The 18,123-nt window shown below is 40.2% G+C and carries 10 protein-coding genes; 9 read left to right on the plus strand and 1 reads right to left on the minus strand.

The genetic code is table 11. From position 1 onward, the window contains the following. From AQPE_RS21200 to AQPE_RS21215, 4 genes are all read left to right on the plus strand, one after another. Positions 1-1,944, plus strand: coding sequence for a glycoside hydrolase family 97 protein (locus tag AQPE_RS21200; RefSeq protein WP_318348481.1), 1,944 nt, complete (start codon positions 1-3; stop codon positions 1,942-1,944). Between the two features lie 782 nt (positions 1,945-2,726). After that, a complete protein-coding gene (locus AQPE_RS21205) occupies positions 2,727-3,113 on the plus strand; it encodes a BlaI/MecI/CopY family transcriptional regulator (protein ID WP_318348482.1) in 387 nt (128 codons plus the stop codon). After that, positions 3,106-4,548, plus strand: coding sequence for a M56 family metallopeptidase (locus AQPE_RS21210; RefSeq protein ID WP_318348483.1), 1,443 nt, complete (start codon positions 3,106-3,108; stop codon positions 4,546-4,548). Before AQPE_RS21205 ends, AQPE_RS21210 begins: the two co-directional genes overlap by 8 nt. Before the next feature lie 68 nt (positions 4,549-4,616). After that, on the plus strand, positions 4,617-5,858 hold the full coding sequence (locus AQPE_RS21215; RefSeq protein ID WP_318348484.1) for a tetratricopeptide repeat protein: 1,242 nt from the start codon (positions 4,617-4,619) through the stop codon (positions 5,856-5,858). A gap of 130 nt (positions 5,859-5,988) precedes the next feature. Here the strand turns inward: AQPE_RS21215 and AQPE_RS21220 are convergent, their stop codons facing one another. Continuing rightward, the gene (locus AQPE_RS21220; RefSeq protein WP_318348485.1) at positions 5,989-8,235 is read right to left on the minus strand and encodes a GH92 family glycosyl hydrolase; all 2,247 of its coding nucleotides are present in this window, start codon (positions 8,233-8,235) and stop codon (positions 5,989-5,991) included. Positions 8,236-8,454: 219 nt separating this feature from the next. Between AQPE_RS21220 and AQPE_RS21225 the strand changes: the two genes are divergently transcribed. The 5 genes from AQPE_RS21225 to AQPE_RS21245 all read left to right on the plus strand — a co-directional run bounded on the left by AQPE_RS21225 (position 8,455) and on the right by AQPE_RS21245 (position 18,114). After that, positions 8,455-9,039, plus strand: a complete 585-nt coding sequence (locus AQPE_RS21225; RefSeq protein ID WP_318348486.1) for an RNA polymerase sigma factor — start codon at positions 8,455-8,457, stop codon at positions 9,037-9,039. 66 nt (positions 9,040-9,105) lie between these two features. Beyond that, positions 9,106-10,131 carry a FecR family protein gene (locus AQPE_RS21230; protein WP_318348487.1) on the plus strand — a complete coding sequence of 342 codons (1,026 nt, stop codon included), beginning with the start codon at positions 9,106-9,108 and terminating at the stop codon, positions 10,129-10,131. 142 nt (positions 10,132-10,273) lie between these two features. Further along, positions 10,274-13,624, plus strand: coding sequence for a TonB-dependent receptor (locus AQPE_RS21235; RefSeq protein ID WP_318348488.1), 3,351 nt, complete (start codon positions 10,274-10,276; stop codon positions 13,622-13,624). A gap of 19 nt (positions 13,625-13,643) precedes the next feature. Continuing rightward, a complete protein-coding gene (locus AQPE_RS21240; protein ID WP_318348489.1) occupies positions 13,644-15,125 on the plus strand; it encodes a RagB/SusD family nutrient uptake outer membrane protein in 1,482 nt (493 codons plus the stop codon). Positions 15,126-15,357: 232 nt separating this feature from the next. Then, complete coding sequence (locus tag AQPE_RS21245; protein ID WP_318348490.1) at positions 15,358-18,114, plus strand: glycoside hydrolase family 2 TIM barrel-domain containing protein; 2,757 nt, start codon at positions 15,358-15,360, stop codon at positions 18,112-18,114. Positions 18,115-18,123: the final 9 nt, after the last annotated feature.

The raw sequence follows: 18,123 nt of genomic DNA on the forward strand, positions 1-18,123 counted from the left end.
ATGAAAGCAGGATTTTTAATTTTTTTGATGATGATGGGTCTTTGCGTTTTTGCTAAAGACTACACCGTGAGTTCCCCCAACGGAAGTATAAAGGTGACCGTTTCTGTAGATACACAGATTAAATGGTCGGCAGCAGTGAATAATCAGGCTATTTTTACCAACAATACTTTGAGCCTCGATTTGGGAACTTCGGTTTTAGGCACAAATCCAAAATTAGTTTCAGCAAAAACAACTTCTGTAAAATCAATTGTTCAAACTGTTGTGGCCGTTAAATCGAAAACCATAGACAATACCTATAACCAACTAAGCCTTACATTTAAGCCAAATTATGCCGTTAATTTCCGGGTGTTCGATAATGGGATTGCTTACCGTTTCGAAACCAGCATAAAAGACGAAATTATGGTGAAAAATGAAGAAGTAGGCCTGAATTTCGCTGGAGACTTCGGCGTGCTTTTCCCTGAAGAAGAAACCGTTTACTCGCATTACGAACGCCTTTACCTTGACACAAAAATCGGCTCTTTGGCTGCAGGAAGGTTCTCTTCTCTTCCTACTTTGGTGAAAGCTGATAACAACATCAAAATTGGTATCACCGAGGCCGATTTGTTTGATTATCCCTGTTTATTTTTGGAAGCTACCGGTAACGCAGCTTTCACAAGTAAATATCCCAAAGTTATCCTGAAGGCTGATCCCAAAGGTGACCGCGCGATTCAAAACATTCAGGAAGCCGATTACATTGCTAAAACTTCAGGAACCCGTACTTTCCCCTGGCGTGTTTTCATGATCAGTACCGAAGATGCACGGTTGGTCGAAAACCAAATGGTTTTTCTGCTTTCACGTGAAAGTAAAATTGCAGAAACCAGTTGGATTAAACCCGGTTTAGTGGCATGGGACTGGTGGAACGAAAACAATGTTTACGGAGTTGATTTCAAAGCTGGGCTGGATACCAAAACCTACAAATATTACATCGATTTTGCAGCAAAAAACAATATCCCTTACATCATACTTGATGAAGGATGGACCAAATCAACATTGAATATCAAAGAGGCTAACCCTACTCTCGATATTCAGGAATTAATTGCCTACGGAAAATCGAAAAATGTTGATATTATCCTTTGGTGTCTCTGGAATGCACTTGATGCTGACTTGGAGGGTACACTAGATATTTATGCCAAGTGGGGTGCAAAAGGAATAAAAACCGATTTCATGGCTCGTTCGGAGCAATACATGGTCAATTTCTACGAACGTACAGCTAAAGCATGTGCTGACCGTAAATTGCTGGTTGATTTTCACGGAGCATTTAAACCTTCAGGAATGGCCAGGGCGTACCCAAATATTATTAATCACGAAGGTGTAAGAGGAATGGAAAATTGCAAATGGAGCAAAGACATTACTCCTGAACATGATGTAACCTTGTGTTTTACCCGCATGCTTGCCGGTCCGATGGATTTTACGCCAGGATCTATGACCAATAAAAATGAGAAGGATTTTGCTATCAGTTTTTCACATCCGATGAGTCAGGGAACACGTTGTCACCAGGTTGCGATGTACGTTTGCTACGATGCGCCGGTGCAAATGCTGTGCGATAGTCCGTCGAATTATTATAAGGAACCCGAAACGACCTCATTCATCAGCAAAATGCCTACAGTTTGGGACGAAACAAAAATTTTGGATGCCAAAGTTGGAGATTACATCCTGACCGCCCGACACAAAGACAATAATTGGTATTTGGGTGCCATGACCGACTGGACAGCCCGTACATTAGATGTCGATTTCTCGTTTCTGGGCGAAGGAACATACGAAATTGAGATTATGCAGGATGGAATTAACGCTGAAGTAAGTTGCAACGATTATAAACGGATTGTGAAACAAGTAACTAAAGCCGATAAGATGAAAATTGAATTGGCAAAAGGTGGTGGCTGGGCTGCAATTTGTAAGAAAATTTAATTAAAATGCCTTTTGTAGTAAGGGTTTCCCGAAGTACAATTGTCATAACACCGTTCAATATTGAACCTTGATCTATACCAAATAAATTTAGTAATACCAGGAATTCCTAAACCACCTGAAATTCTAAACCAAAGAAGGTCGCCCGAATCAAATCGGGTGGCCTTTTTAATTTTTACACACGAAGGACGCTACGAAAAGCATAAAGGACATGTGATTCTTATGCACCGAAGGTGCTAAATTCGAATAACCCCCAGTGTAGCGAAGCGGAACTGGGGGATGATGCGTAATCAAAACTCCAGCCCCGAAGCGGGCTGAACAACAGATTTAAAGAATCTCTTACATGTATTTGCTTTTTAGGAAGGTTTGTGTCATTTCGTCCGAAGGCAGGCCAAAGCCTTGTTCTATTAGGTCACGCGGACGACTTCCATATTCTATTTCTTTTTCTATAAATATTTTGCTCCTCTGGAGTAAGAATCAATTAGACATTTTCTGCTTAAGCACTTTTGGAGCGTTTATACAACTAAAACGTGCACTCAAAATAAAATATTTTAGCTTCAACTAATTATTTAGTTTGAAAACTAAAATGTTAGTTATATATTTGAATCGGATATCCAATCAACTGGTAGATGTTAAGTTGGAATTGATCGACCAAGTGTCCATTTCAAGTTGAATGCAATTGATCTTTTTTTTTGTCTTTAATAACTAAATTATTAGTTGACGAACTAATTCATTAGTTTTTGGCAAGATGTTTGTGGAATAAAACTGAATTTAAACTGATTGTCATGAAGGAATTAACCAAGGCTGAAGAACAAATTATGCAGGAATTGTGGACGCTCGAAAAAGCTTTTGTCAAAGAAATTGTCGACAAGCTTCCAGAGCCAAAACCTGCATACAACACGGTTTCTACCATTATCCGAATTCTGGAAAAGAAAGGATTTGTTGACCATTACGCGTATGGAAAAACACACCAGTATTTTCCGCTGATCAGCAAGACGGATTATACGAAATCGTACTTCAAGAATTTCCTCAGTGGTTATTTCAGCAATTCGTTTCAGGAAATGGTATCGTTTTTTGCCAAAGAAGACAAAATGAGCCTCTCAGACCTTGAAGAAATCATCAAGGAAGCTGGAAAAGATTTGGAACCTGATAACCCAAAATCCAATGACTAGCTTTGTCAATTATCTGATCGAATCGGGAATAAGCCTGAGCCTTTTCGCACTCGTTTATTTCCTGTTTTTAAGGCGCGAAACTTTTTTCAGCATTAACCGCTGGTTTTTGCTGGTTTCGATAGGTTTCTCAGCTGTATTACCCTTGTTGCATATTCCGTTTTATACGCCTCAGCCAACACTTTTAGCTGAAGTTACTGTAACTCCGTATGTCAATTTATTAAGTACTATTACCATTTATGGATCTGGTTTTACGCATGAAGCTGAGACACTTGTTTTAAGTTATAGCTTGTTTGGTTATGTATATTTGATTGGTGTAGTGCTTTTTGCTGTAAAGCTTTTTATTCAGTTGTTCCAGATTGGCCGACTAATAAAGCAAAACAGGGTAATTGCTGAAGGTAAATTTAAACTAGTTGTTTTGGATCGGGAAATCAGTCCGTTTTCATTTCTGAATTATATTTTCGTTAGCAGTAACCTGCAAAATACGAAAGGTTGGGAAAAGATGCTCGAACACGAACGGCAACATATCCGGCAAGGGCATACTTTTGACGTACTTCTGCTCGAAATCATAGCCATCGTTCAGTGGTTTAATCCTTTCTTTTGGATGTTCAGACGGGCATTGCGCGAGAATCACGAATTTCTGGCCGATCAGGCCGTCATCTCTCATGGAACTGCACCTTCGTGGTACAAGCAGATCCTCATCAATCAGTATGTTGGTGACCAGATTGTAATCGCCAACAACTTCAACTATTCGTTAATTAAAATCCGAATCAAAATGATGTCAAAAATAAAATCCAGCAAAATTACCTATGCAAAAATATTGCTGGGCATAATATTGGCCGGAAGCTTAACTGCTTCATTCGCCTTTGAACAAAAGAAATCAACAAGTATTCCACCGAATCCCGAAAAACAGACAAAAACAATTCTTGTTGATGGGCATGAAGTACAAATTTCAGGCGATAAGACAGGAGTAGAGAAGCTTTTGAATGCCATTGCCAAATCTGAAGCATATGGATTATTGAAAGATGCAAAAACTGGCAAATTAACTCTTGGAGAAAAAACAGGAAACAAGACTTTGGTGGATGAGGCAGTGGAACCCAAGATTCAATTGAGCTCTGGGGAAGAAGTATTTATGGTTGTCGATGAAATGCCTGTTTTCCCAGGTGGCGATCAAGCATTGAGAAATTTCCTTGCTCAAGCAGTTAAATATCCTCCGGAAGCCGTAAAAAAGGGAATTCAAGGGAAAGTATATGTAACTTTTGTGGTTAATAAAGACGGTTCTGTTTCAAATGCAAAGATTGCAAGAGGTGTTGATCCTTCATTGGATGCCGAAGCTTTGCGTGTAGTGAAACTATTGCCAAAATGGAAGCCGGGCAAGCAGAAAGGACAAGATGTTGCTGTTCAGTACACGGTTCCAATCAAATTTGCTCTTCAATAGAAATTTTCATAAGCCCGGAATTCATTACTTTCTCCGGGCTTTACTTATGAACCTTAACTCATAGAGCCATGTTCAGAAAATGGATTGCATTGCTTTTGTGGGCAGTTCCATTTGTTTGTGCTGCTCAAACTATTGATCTTTTGATCCTGAATAAGAATTATAATGAGGCGTTATTTCAGATCAGGAAAAATCTTGAAGTTCGTCTTGATGCTGATTTGTACTTTAAACAGGGATTAATTTACCGGCAATTGTCAAAACCTTTGTATGCTGAAAACTCGTTTGAAAATTCAATCTCACTGGATTCTACAAACAGCAAATATCTTTCTGAGTATGCTGATTTACTGACAGAGTTTGGAAATCCTTACAAAGCAGTTACCTTTTATCAACGTGCCGCCGAACATTCAATCGAAGATTTTAACTTGAAATATAAGCTTGGTAGGGCTTTTATGAATGTTGAGAATTATCAGAAGGCTTATGATGTTTTTATGTTGATCAGGTACAAGGATTCTACCAATATTGTTTATAACAAACAATTGGCTTTGGCTGCGCTTCGGATTGGAAAAACAGATCAGGCCACCGACCTGTTTGAGTCTGTATTGGCGTCTAATCCGAATGATTTTAATACCTATCAGAACCTGATTTTGCTTTATATGAAAAATGATGATGCAGTACAGATAGTCAGGACTTCCGACAGGGGATTGTATTTTCTGCCTGAAAATCCAGCGATTCTGCTCCGTGGAGCTAACTCATTGTACAATTTAGCCGAATATGAAGAGGCGAAGCCTTTTTATGAACGTTATCTGTCGCGGAACGATTCGGCGCTCGAAATATTTAAAAATTATGGGATAACACTTTATTTCTGTAAAGAACCTGAAAAAGCGATCAGCCTGCTTGAAAAGTATTTTTATCAGATCCCGAACGATCCCAATGTGGATTTTTATTTGGGCTTAGCTTACCGGGATATGGCAACCCTTTCGCGCAGTGCAGAATTTCTGGAAATGGCTGTCGCTTGTGCTCAACCCACATATTTGGCGGAAATGTGTCACCATTTAGGCAAGGTTTATGGACTAAACCGAGAGTTTGAATTATCGATAAAAGCCTTGCAAAAGGCATTCAATTTCAATACGAAGAAAGTTGAAATACTATGCGAAATTGCTAAAACCTACGAGGAATTCAATCCAAATAAAAAGTTGGCACTGAATTATTACAATCAATATTTGAAGGAAGCCGGCGATAGTGCCGTGAATGCGAAATATGCTCAGGAAAGAGTCCGGATAATCAGGGAAGGAACGTACCGCAATAAGAATTAGGCTACATCAAAAGTCAACACAATCCAAAATCAGGTCATCCCGAACTTGTTTCGGGATCTAATAAACAAATGAGATCCTGAAACAAGTTCAGGATGACTGGATTAATGACTTTTGATGCAGCCTATTTAAATTAATTCGAGAACTTCAGCTTTCCGCCTTTGCGAATGTCTTCATGCTTCAGTACAAACGGAATCTCAGTTCCATTCAATTCTACCTTGCTGAATGTTTTGTAGGTATCAGGATCGCTCTGAGTGATTGTGAATTTTCCGCCAGGATAATATTTCGGGTTGAGGTTCAGTTTTATTTCGTTGAAAACAGGCGATGAAACCTGATATTCGCCTGATCCGGGAGATACCGGATAAAATCCCATAGCTGAAAATGCGTACCAGGCCGACATTTGCCCGGAGTCGTCGTTACCAGGAATCCCGCCATCGAAGTTATTGTATTCCGAGGCCATGATGTTTTTCACTGTCTTCTGTGTCGCAGCGTAATCGCCTAAGAAATTGTACAAATACGGAATGTGGTGGCAAGGTTCGTTGGCATGCCAGTATTCATCGGTACTGAAAAGCTCATCCAATTTGTCGTGAACCTGTTTTTTGTCGCCAATCAGGTCAAATAATCCGGGAATATCCTGAGGTACAAACCACAGGTGCTGCATTGGAGTTCCTTCGGTGAGGTATGATGCGCGAGCTGTTGGATTGTAATCACTACTCCATGTTCCGTCAATGTGTCTTCCACGCATACTTTTGGTTTCGTTGTCGAAAACCAACTGGTAGTTCTTGGCATGCTTGGCCAAAATTTGGGCATCTTCCGTTTTTCCATATTTTTCGGCCACCTTCGACAATACGAAATCAGTCATCGAATATTCAAGTGTCCGCGAAGTTTGTTCGTTCTTGTGAAAAGCTTCTTTGATGCTGTCTTCCAGCGGAATATAACCATATTGAAGATACGATTTCATTCCACGGCGTCCTTTGCCATTCTTGAAATCTTCGCCTTCTGAAACTTCAAGGGCATTTTTGCGCATGTATGGATACGCCTTGTCGATGTTGATGTCGAAACCTTTCAGGTAAGCATCGCCGAGTGCGGTGTTGGCATGGTCGCCAACCATGGCCGAAGTGTAGCTGTTCCACATCGGGAAAATAGGAAGCCATCCACCTTGTTCGGCCTTCAATACAAGCGATTTCATCATGTCTTCATACTTGTCAGGAGCGATTAAACTTACCAGAGGAAGTTGAGCCCTGAAGGTGTCCCACAGCGAAAAGTCATCGTAATAAACATGGCCTTTCTCTATTTTCTGAATCGATTTATTCCCATCAAAAGAAGGGTAGGAGCCATCCACATCGCTGAACGTACGTGGATACAGCATCGAATGGTATAGTGCAGTATAAAAATTGGTGTAGTCTTCTTTTTTTCCACCTTTTAACTGAATTGTATTTAGCGTTTCATTCCAGATTTGCTCGGTTTCGGCACGAGTCTTTTTGAAATCCCAATGAGGTATTTCTGCGTCAAGATTGGCACGCGCAGCTTCAATACTGGTAAACGAGGTCCCTACTTTTGCCTGAATTACATCGTCCTTTTTAACCTGAAAGGCTGCATATGCTCCAATGTCTGGTTTTCCAGAAATTTCAGTTTCTTTTTTGTGATCTTCCATCTGTACATAGCAACCAAAGTTATCCATTGGCTTTTCGAACCGGACTACAAAATAGCCGCTGAATCCTGCTGGTTGTCCCCAACCCTGATAAATACGGTGTACCGGATTGTATCCATATATTTCATTTTTTTCAGGATCGACTTTAATGTAGCCCTGTCCTTCATCGCTATTCGGCGTAATCACAATCTTGACGTCTGTATTCTCAATGTACGAGAATCTGAAAAATCCGGAACGGGCAGTCCCTGTGATTTCAACAAAAATCAAATTTTGCTGCATAAGCAAGCATGAATAATAAGCCGGAGTAGAAACCTCGCTTTCCTTGTTGTAATCGCACATCCGATCGGTGGCAAATGTTTTTAAATATCCGGTTTCCGGCATTATCGTAAAGCTTCCGTAATCCTGTGTACACGAACCTCCAAGCCAATGTGAGCCTCTGAAACCCTGAATCCCTTTTCCACCGAAATAATATGGCGAAATGCACTTGGCCTCGGTGTCACGTGTTTGAGGCGTCCATTGAGTCATCCCAAATGGCGTTGACACAGCCGGAATGTCCTGAACCCAGGCTTCAGACCCTTGACTGTGTTTAACTGCATTTGGTCCGGATGAAAGGCCAGTTCCAATAAGCGGATTTACAAATTGAACGAGGTTTTCGGCTTTCTTCTGGCAGCCTGAAAATAGAAACAGGGTTGTCAGTGCAACTGATAAGAAAAGATTGTTTGTCTTCATTAGGTCTTCATTTAAGTTTTTGGCATTCCTGAATCGCATCATTGATTCGTGAATTGCCCTTGTTTGCGTGGCTTTAAAAATAGTGTATTTCTTTTATCTATGCCAAATGCGTGAGAATTTTTTAGATTGATGCGGCGATCGAATTTTTCGATTTAAAAATAGGAAGAGGTTACGACTCATTTTTTTCTACTTTTGTTCGTTCATCATATAAAATCTTTCATGCAGGTAAAAGATGATAACGAATATGTGGAATGTTTGAAAAAGGACGATTTTTCTGCCTTCGATGCATTATTTCATAAATATTCTGCAAGTCTTTATGCCTTTGCCCTGAGTATTACCCGTGACTCTTTTGCTGCTGAAGAAGTTACCCAATTGGTCTTCCTGAAAGTATGGGAGAAGCGGGAGCAAATAAAAGAACACCTTTCCTTTAAATCATTCCTGTTTTCAGTTGCTTATCATGAAACGATTTCATGGCTCCGGAAGGAAAAGTCGGAAAAAATGAGAATCAGCGAGTTTGGCCGGATAACTGACTTTCAAACGAGCGAAACTGAACAATCGGTCGAATTTCGTAACATTGAAGGGCTTGCCAATCAACTGATTCGTGAAATGCCCGAAAAACGGAAAGAAATTTTCAGGCTTAGCCGTGAACAAGGTTTTTCAAACAAGGAAATTGCTGAAAAATTGGGAATTTCAATTAAGACTGTCGAAAATCAAATGACTTCAGCCTTGAAATACCTGAGAGAAAAGTTGGGTAAACACGATATTCTTGGCCTGCTGTTTTATTTCCTGATGTTTCACCAATAAATATTTTATCCGGATAGGGGTTTATAAGCTTTGATTTCGTAGTATAGTAAAACATTAAATTTAGCTATGAACTATCACGATATAAAAAAGTACCTTGAAGGGCAAACGACAACAACTGAATCGGAGCAAATCCGAAACTGGCTGATCAATTCGGAGAATGATGTTGAGTTACGCCAAATTTTAGGTGAGATCTGGACACATTCAGAAATCCGATTGAAAGGGCAATCGCCGAATTTTAATCGGATGCTCGATCAGGTACACCACCAGATTAACAATCAGCAAATTCAACAGCACAAACCCAAGACTTTGTCAAAAAGTCTTTATCAGGCATTTTCGAAAGTTGCTGCTATTCTCGTCATTCCACTGCTGTTGCTTTCGGTTTATTTCTATTTTAATCCGTCCAATAGTTCAAATCAATTGGCCTCCAATACCTTTCGCGAAATTTATACCAAACCCGGAACCCGTACACAAATTGATTTACCCGATGGAACTCGCGTATGGTTAAACGATGGTACCATCTTTCGTTATCCGGAGCGTTTTACCGGGAGTAAACGTGAGGTTTTTGTAGATGGGGAAGCCTATTTTGAAGTTAAATCAAATCCTGATAATCCATTTGTGGTGAATAATCCTATGATGAATACGGTAGTGACCGGAACTCATTTTAATCTGAATGCCTATTCTTCTGATAACTATTTCGAGGCAACTTTGCTGGAAGGAAAGATTCATCTTGAAAATGAGAAAAACAAGTTGGTCGTGAAACCTGGGCAACAGGTTCAGTTCGATCCGATGCTTGAAAATATAATTCAGAAAACCGTTGATCCGCAAGATGCAGCAGGCTGGGTTGATGGAAAATTGATTTTTAAAGATGAAAGGCTGGGTACTGCCATTAAGAAATTGGCAAGGTGGTACAACGTTGAAATTATTTTAACCGATCCGGAAATTAACAACTATTTAATGACTGCCACCATTCAGGATGAAAAGCTGGATCAATCGCTGAAGCTGATTGCTCTGGCATTGCCGGTGACATTTGAGTTCAAGAAAGTAAATAACTTAACCGAAATACAACGAATAATCTACATGACTAAAAGATAAAAAAAGCCGGCAGGAACTTCGCAGGTTCTCCGTCGGCTCTAACTAAATGTTAATACTTAATCGCTTTAAATTTATGGAAAAAAAGTTAAAACTGATCATTCCGTGGAGCAATTCTCCGGGAGTGAGAAAAATGTTATTATGTATGAAACTAACCTTAGTAATCTCTCTGGTAGCTGTTCTTCAAACCTGGGCAGCGGTATCCTACTCTCAAACGACTACTTTGTCGATTAACCTAAAAAATGCAACAGTGCAGACGGTGTTGCAACAGATTGAGGACCAGTCGGAATTCTATTTTCTCTACAGCCGTTCATTGATTAATGTGGATCGTACTGTTGATGTGCAGTTAAAAGATGCCAAAATCTCCGAAGTACTTTATGCTTTATTTAATGGTGCAGATGTGGCTTATAAAGTGGATGGTAGACAGATCGTATTGTCCAAAAAATCAGAAAGTTCTGCTTTTGATATGCAGCAGCAAAAATCTATTTCCGGAAAAGTTACCGACTCTTCTGGCGCCTCATTGCCAGGCGTTTCGGTAGTGGTTAAAGGTACGACTAATGGTACCATTACCGATTCCAATGGAGTTTATTCAATTTCAAATATACCAGTAAACTCGACTTTGCAATTTTCATTTGTCGGAATGAAAATGCAGGAGATCAAGATCAGCAACCAGACTTCAATTAATGTTTTAATGGTAGACGAAACGATTGGTATTGAAGAGGTTGTGGCTGTAGGCTATGGCGTGATGCGTAAAAGCGATCTTACCGGATCGGTGGGCTCAGTTAAATCTGAAGTTTTGAAGAAACAATCGGTTGCATCATTTGAACAAGGACTACAGGGAAAAGTAGCTGGAGTTCAGGTTACAGCGACCTCAGGATCACCTGGAGGTACAGTAGACATTCGTATTCGTGGAGGAAACTCATTAACTTCCGGGAATCAACCTTTGTATGTTATTGATGGTTATCCGGTAACTGCTGGTGGTTCGGCTGGCGGATCGGGTTCTGGTCAAAATCCACTGGCAACACTAAATCCTGGTGATATTGAAAGCATGGAAATATTAAAGGATGCTTCGGCAACTGCAATTTATGGATCACGTGGCGCCAATGGTGTTGTCCTGATTACAACCAAAAGAGGTAAAACTGGAAAAACAACGGTAAACTACGATGGATATGCAGGAGTTCAGCAGGTAGCAAAGAAATTAGATATGATGAATGCTACAGAATGGGGCACTATGGCAAATGCAGCGGCAGCTAATGATGCACGCCCAGCCTATTACCCAAGTGCAACTCCGAATCCACTTTATCCGGCAATTAGTGAATTAGGCGAAGGAACAGATTGGCAAAATGAAATTTTCCGTTCTTCTGCGCCAATTCAGAATCACAACGTGACGGTTACTGGAGGATCAGAAAACACCAAATTTTCTGTGTTGGTTGGTTATTTTGATCAAGAAAGTGTTGTAAAGAACCAGGATTTTAATCGTATTTCTTTTCGTAATAACATAGACACAAAAATTAGCAAACGAATAAACCTTGCAACCAGTTTTACGGCAAGCCGGGTTACTTCGAATGTAGGTCGCGAAAATGGCGATGGGGGAGGAAATACTTCGATTATAAATGCCGCTTTGGTAATGCCCCCTACGGTTCCGGTATTTAACCCAACAACGGGTGATTATACGTCGATGAACTTTCTGTCCGGAGGTTCCGCAGTGCCAAACCCTGTTCCTTACGTGAATTTTTTAAAAGACAAAGGAACAATTGACCGTGTGCTTGGATCAGCCGATCTTTCAGTAAGTCTGATGGAAGGGTTGACGTTGAAATTTAGCTTAGGCGCTGATCTTTCAAGTGCATTACGTGAAGTGTATGAGCCAAAACAAACGAATACCGGTTATAACGCGAATGGTATTGCTCAACAGCAAAATAACAGAAATCAATCCCTGTCAAATGAAAATATTCTAACTTATCTGAAGAAATCGGGCATTCATTCTATCAATGCAATGATTGGTACTTCAGCTTTGTCGGTTGAGAATAAATCCAGTAGCATGACAGCCCGAAACTTTATCTCAGATATTTATGAGTACAACAATTTGGATGCAGGAGCAACCTGGGATAAGCCTTACTCCGGAAGAGATAAAAATACGTTGTTGTCTGGTTTTGGCCGTCTTAATTACGTACTGATGGATCGTTATTTAATAACTGTTACCGGTCGTGCCGATGGAAGCTCAAAGTTTGGAACAAATAATAAATGGGCATTCTTTCCATCTTTTGCTGCAGCTTGGCGTATGGATCAGGAGACCTTTATGCAGCCAATGAATTGGATTAGTAATTTAAAATTAAGAGGTAGTTATGGTATTACAGGTAACCAAAATATACCAAGTTATTCTTCAGTCGAAAAAATGAATACATACGTTTATCCTATCGGTGGAATTACTAACGTAGGTATTGCAGCACAAAATATGCCTAACCCAGATTTAAAGTGGGAAACGACTGCTATTACTGACATTGGGGTAGATTTTGGGTTCCTTGAAAATCGGTTTAATCTTACTGCCGATTATTACTACAAGAAAACAACAGATCTTTTATGGAATATTTCAGTTCCATTAACAACCGGATTCAGTTCTGTTTTAAAGAATTTGGGTAGTCTGGAAAATAAAGGGTTGGAATTAAGCATATCAGCCGATGTATTAACTGGCGATTTTAAATGGAATACCATGTTGAACTGGTCAGCGAATAGAAATAAAGTTTTATCAATTCCGGGTTACATTCCGTCACAACAAGGAACCATCTCGGGTCACTTAAAAGTGAATGGAAGTTGGTTGGAACCCGGATTGCCAGTTGGAGTTTGGAATTTACTCAAAACTACAGGAGTTATGCATACTCAGGCAGAAAGAGATGCTGCGGCTCGTGTAGCAAGTACTACGTTTGATCAGGTTGGTGACATGGGTTTCTATGATAAAAATAAAGATGGAAAAATAAGTTTTGGAGAAGATCGCACCATTGTTGGCGATCCAAACCCTGATTTTATTTTTGGCTGGACCAATAACTTTACCTATAAGAATTTTGATCTGTCCATATACATCAATGGTACTTATGGCAACGATATTTACAATGTATTGCGTGCCGAGACCAATATTGTTAGTACGTGGGGAAATCAGCGTAAAGAAGTTCTGGATTATTGGACACCAACAAATGTAAATGCCAAATACCCAAGGGCTCACGTGTTGGTCAATCAAAACATGCTCCAATCCGACTTTTTAATTGAAGACGGATCGTACTTAAGGGTACAAAACCTGACATTGGGTTATAAAATTCGAAAAAGCTCATTCTTTCAATCGTTGAGAGTATATGTTACCGGACAGAATTTGCTCACCCTTACAAAATATTCAGGTTATAATCCTGAAGTAAACAGTCAGGGTCAAAGTAATCTCCAATTAGGTGTAGATTACAATGCTTACCCAGCTTCCAGATCATTTATTCTCGGAGTTAACATTGATTTTTAACCCTTAAATTTTTACTGAGATGAGACTATTTAAATATTTTATAATCGCAGCCGTTTTAACGGTAACGAACACATCCTGTAGTGACTTTTTGAAAGAGGATGTTTATGAGTACATCACACCCGATAATTTTTATAAGAACGAAGCTGATGCTAAGGCGGGGCTGACTTCGGTTTATCAAACCCTTCAGGATGGAAATGGTTTTAGGCGTTACATCTGGATGGGAGCTGAATTCCCGGGAGAAGCAGCTTATGCCAATTCAAGCGCTCCTTCACGGGTTGAAATGGACGATTTTGCCTGGACGGCCACGACAGACTTTTCCAGATTAATTTGGGATATTTCGTACCGGGGAATCAGGCGGGCAAATAATCTATTGTTTAATATTAACAACGTAACCTTTAAGAGCGAGGATACCAAAAAACAGATTATTGGCGAGGCCAAATTCAATCGTGCTTTGAATTATTTTGTTCTGATGCGGTTTTATGATCACGTGGCTATTATTACTGAGAAGGATGATATGAATGCGTCTGATTTATCCAATGAGGGAACAGATGATGCCGTTTGGACACTTATCGAAGATGATCTGAAATATGCTGAATCGGTATTAAAAAGCAGCTATGGAGCTACAGATATGGGGCGCGCTACCAAAGGCGCCGCTATGGCTATGTTATCAAAGGTTTATCTGACACAAGCAGCCTGGCCTTGGAAAAAGGCAGGTTATTGGGAAAAAGCAGCAACAAAAGCGGATGAGATTATTACCAGCGAAAGCACTTTTGGTTATGGCTTGGAAACAGATTTCCGCAAAATATTTGATGTGAATAACGAACATGGCAAGGAATACATTTTTGATGTGGAATTTGTCACCAATATCAATGGAAACGACATCCCTGCGATTACTGGAATGAGGGGATACAATGTGAAGAAAACCGATGGTTGGTCATCTATGGTTTCTACCCCAATGTTTTACAAATCTTATGCTTCAGGCGATAAACGAATTGAAACCACTTTTTTAACAGGCTTTAAAGATGTTAAAACAGGTAAAACTTATGTATATAATCCTGATAGCGGAACTGAACCATCGTTCCCATTGTGTCACTTTGCTAAATACCTCGATCCTAACGATAATTTATCGACTGCCGCCGGAGATTATGGCTGCAATATGAAGGTCATTCGTTACGCTGATGTTTTACTGGTACAATCAGAAGCCTATTGCGAGTTAAACCAGACAGGCAAGGCTTTAGTCGGGATTAACCGAGTGCGCGCTCGTGCCGGATTAGAGCCAATTGCTGCCGATATTTCGCAATCTGATTTACGCAAGGCTATCATTCAGGAACGTGTATGGGAATTTGCAGCCGAAGGCCAGGCATTTTTTGATTTAAAGAGGCAACATGCAATTTCTGATCGGATTGGGAAAACTATTGCCGATAAATATTATTCATTACCTATTCCACAAGATGAGATTGATAAAAATCCAAATTTGAAGCAACACCCAATGTGGAAATAACAATAATTTGTTTGTGAAAAATAAGGCGGATATCTTTGACAATTTAGGTATTCGCCTTTTTTTACAAATAATGGAACCCCTGACATTTTAAACTAATGTTGTGCTAAGCTTGAAATAACCACTGTCATGCTGAATTTATCTCAGCATCTATTGATAGATAACAGATTCCGAAACAAGTTCGGAATGACTTAACCTCATACGATGCTTAACACAACACCAACCTAATTTTAGTATGAAAATAATTCAACTCACTTTACTTCTATTTCTTTCCAATTTTTTGTTAGCTCAAAATAATGAGACCCAATATCTGTCGGGAACCGGAGCTGATAAAACAGTAAACTGGAAGTTTTTCTGTTCAGCAGGTATGAACAGTGGAAAATGGACAACTATTGCGGTTCCTTCGTGCTGGGAACTGCAAGGATTTGGCGCTTACAATTACGGACATGACAAGTACGAAAACAGGATCAACGAGACCGGAACATATCGCTATAAGTTTAACGTACCCGCCGGTTGGCAAAACAAACAGGTAAATATTGTTTTCGATGGTGTGATGACCGATGCTGAAGTAAAGATTAATGGCAAACTGGCCGGACCAATCCATCAGGGCGCTTTTTATCAGTTTAAGTACGACATCAGTAAATTGTTGAAGCCTGGAAAAGAAAACCAATTGGAGGTTTTGGTAAATAAACATTCCGGTAATTGGTCGATCAACGAGGCTGAACGGCAAGCAGATTTCTGGATATTCGGAGGCATTTTTCGTCCGGTTTACCTGGAAGCCAAACCGAAAGAGAATATTGCGAGGGTAGCAGTTGATGCGCGTGCTAATGGTGATTTTCAGGCCAATGTTTATATCTCTGGATTCAAAAATGCAGTTGAAGTAATTGCTGAGATACAGACTCTATCCGGAAAAACTGAATCAAAATTTGAAACCGCTGTAAATGCTCCGGTTTGTAATGTTTCGGGTAAAATGGCCAGTCCAAAAACCTGGAATCCTGAGTTTCCCAATCGATACAAAGCAGTATTTAAACTGTTGGACAAAAACGGTGCGTTAATTAATCAATATAGCGAGTTGATTGGATTCCGTACTGTTGAGGTGCGCGAAAGCGACGGAATTTATATAAATGGTGTTCGTATAAAAATGCAGGGGGTTTGCCGCCATACTTTTAACCCAAAATATGGCCGAACCTCGTCAAAAGCGCTGAGCATAGAAGCCGTGAACCTGATGAAAGACATGAACATGAATGCGGTTCGTATGTCGCACTATCCTCCCGACAAGCACTTCCTCGATGTTTGTGACTCACTTGGACTTGTTGTACTCGACGAACTTACAGCATGGCAGAAACCTTCGTATGACGATGTTGTTGGCCGGAAATTAATGGAAGAAATGATTGCCCATGATGTCAATCATCCGTCGATCATTCTTTGGGACAATGGCAACGAAGGTGGCGAAAACAATAACCTGAACGATGATTTTGCCGAGTTGGACATTCAGAAACGTAAAGTGTTACACCCATGGCAGGATTACGATTTAACCAATACGCTGCATTACAGCGACTACAATTCACTGGCTCTCGACGGTTTCAGCAAACGCAAAATATTCTTCCCTACCGAATTTTTACATGGTTTGTACGATGGTGGCCTTGGTGCCGGATTGGACGATTATTGGCAAATGATGTGGAATAATCCACTGGCAGCCGGAGGTTTTCTGTGGGTATTTGCCGACGAGGCGGTAGAACGCACTGACCGTAATCGGGAACTCGACAGCGACGGTAATCATGCCCCTGACGGTATTCTGGGACCATACAATGAGAAAGAAGGAAGCTTTTATACGATCAAAGAGATTTGGTCGCCTGTTCAATTTGAGAAACGTTACATCAGTCCTGAATTCAACGGTTCTTTCAGGATCGAAAACCGATATTTCTATACCAATCTTAATAAATGCACATTTGATGCTGAATGGGTTAGCTTTTCTTCGCCCGATAAAAACAGGACAGAAGAGGTGAATAGTCGTGAGAATCTAAAAATTGATCTGGCTCCCGGTCAAAAGGGAATGATTCAGCTTAAGTTGCCTGAAAACTGGCAAAAATTCGATGCTCTGCGAATTAAGGCAACTGATCAGTATGGTCGAGTGTTAAATACCTGGAGCTGGCCGGTGAAATATCCTGAAGCAAAAATAAAAGAGTTGCTGACAGAAACTTCAGGAGAAAAACCAACTATTCAGGAGACTGAAAAAGAGTTGATTGTGAAGACTAATAAACTAAATTTCACATTCAGCAAGACAGACGGAACTATTCAGCAAATCAAAAATGGAGATCGATTGATTCCACTTTCCAACGGGCCGGTGTTTGTTGCCGGTGAAAAGAAGGTAAAACAATCGACCCACCGTTTCGAGGATAATGTGCTGGTTATTGAAACGGTTTTCGAAAACAACGACATGCTCAAATGGACTGTTTTTGGAAATGGCTTGATTGATCTGGATGTGAACTATGAACCGAATAACAATTGTCTGTTTGCGGGCGTAACATTCGATTATCCTGAAAAAAATGTGGTCGGAATAAAATGGTTGGGAAACGGACCCTACCGTGTCTATAAAAACCGTATGAAAGGTGTTGAATTTGGACTCTGGGAAAAAGCTTACAACAATACTATCACTGGAGAATCAGGATTCAAATATCCTGAGTTTAAAGGTTACCATTCTGAAGTATATTGGGCAAAGATTGAAGGAAAAGATAGTCCGGATTTCAAGGTTTACATTCACAGCAAAGACATTTTCCTCCGAATGCTGACCCCAGCCGATCCGAAAGCACCTGCCAGAACAAAAATCGAATATCCCAAAGGCGATATCTCTTTCCTGAATGGCATCAATGCTATCGGAACTAAGTTTACCGATGCTTCTTCGTCTGGGCCGCAATCAAATCCTTATCAGTTCAATTCTGCTAAAATTCATGGCGGAAAGTTAAATATGAAAATAACTTTCGATTTCAGATAGAACCTTATA

The organism is Aquipluma nitroreducens (genome assembly GCF_009689585.1).
In the GTDB taxonomy this organism is placed as follows: Bacteria; Bacteroidota; Bacteroidia; order Bacteroidales; family Prolixibacteraceae; genus Aquipluma; species Aquipluma nitroreducens.